Below are 1,435 nucleotides of genomic sequence, written 5' to 3'. Positions count from 1 at the left end.
CTCTCACGTACTTTGAGTTCACCACCCTGGCCATCCTGCGCTTGATGAGCCATGCGTTGCTGGATGTGGCAATTCTCGAAGTCGGCCTCGGAGGGCGCCTGGATGCCACGAACGCGATCGACACCGACTGCGCCATCATCACCAGCATCGATATCGACCACACAGAATTTCTGGGCCCGGACCGCGAGAGCATTGGCCGCGAAAAGGCGGGCATCATGCGCACGGGGCGCCCAGCCATCGTGAGCGACCCCATGGCCCCGCAGAGCGTGGTGGATCACGCGCGGGAGATCGGCGCCGATTTGTGGAGTTTTGGGCGCGATTTCAATTTCTCGGGCGACAAGCAGCAGTGGAGCTGGGCTGGCCGGGGGCGGCGCTATGCCGGGCTGGCCTACCCATCGTTGCGGGGGGCCAACCAGCTGGTGAACGCCTCGGGCGTGCTGGCTGCTTTTGAGGCATTGCGTGATCGGCTGCCGGTGACCGCCCAGGCTGTGCGCAACGGCATGGCCCTGGTGGAGTTGCCGGGACGCTTTCAGATTGTGCCGGGGCAACCGACCCTGGTGCTGGATGTGGCGCACAACCCGCACTCCGTGGCGGCGCTCACGGCCAACCTGGATGCGATGGGGTTCTTCCCCGTCACCCACGCGGTGTTTGGCGCCATGGCGGACAAGGACCTGGCGCCCATGCTGGCCAAGGTCGGGCCTCTGGTGGACCGTTGGTATTTCACCGATCTGCCCACTCCGCGCGCAGAGTCGGCCGCCGTGTTGCAGCAGAAGTGGAATGCCGTGCATATGGTGGCGGGCGGTCGCCGGGACGTTGCATCCAGCTTGCATGCCGACCCACTGCAGGCCTTGCAGGCGGCGGTGGCCGCCGCAGACCCCGCTGATAGAATCGTGGTCTTTGGCTCGTTCTACACGGTGGGTGGGGTGTTGATCAATGGAACACCCCGCTTGCACGCCAAACATATGGGCGCCTGAGCGCCTCACGAGTCCTTAGTCCATGGCATTTTTCAAGTTCCGGTGGCCCGGTCAGGGTGAGCAGCAACAGGCCGAAAAGCCGTCCAAGCGCCCGCGCACACCACAGGCTGAGAGCATCGAAGTGATGCGCCGCCGCGCCCGGCACCGTTTGATTGGCGCTGCAGTGCTGGTGCTGGTGGGGGTCATCGGGTTTCCGTTGCTGTTTGATACCCAGCCACGGCCTATCCCTGTGGACATTCCCATCGAGATTCCAGACCGCAACAAGGTGGCTCCCCTGGTGGTGCCTGCGCCAGTGGCCGAAACTACCGCCGCCAAGCCTGCTGCACCCTCCACCCCAGAGCCAGCCCCGACGGCTGCTGCGCAGCGGCCTGCGCCCTCGCGCACTGTCGCAGCCAATGGCTTGGCGGATGGTGAAGAACTGGTGCCTAGCGCTCGTACAGCAGCGGCCAAACCTGCGCCAG

1 protein-coding gene and 1 pseudogene are annotated in these 1,435 nt (G+C 65.0%); both read left to right on the top strand.

Annotated features, from left to right (window positions below; translation table 11 throughout):
• Positions 1-974, top strand: a 974-nt coding sequence (locus DBR23_RS21895) for a folylpolyglutamate synthase/dihydrofolate synthase family protein (protein WP_108499577.1), incomplete at its 5' end; no start/stop codon positions are given.
• A gap of 22 nt (positions 975-996) precedes the next feature.
• Positions 997-1,435 (top strand): annotated as a pseudogene (locus DBR23_RS31480) (SPOR domain-containing protein); the annotation flags it as partial.

It is taken from the genome of Acidovorax sp. HMWF018 (assembly GCF_003061035.1).
In the GTDB taxonomy this organism is placed as follows: Bacteria; Pseudomonadota; Gammaproteobacteria; order Burkholderiales; family Burkholderiaceae_C; genus Acidovorax; species Acidovorax delafieldii.
This window is presented reverse-complemented; position numbering and strand designations above follow the sequence as displayed.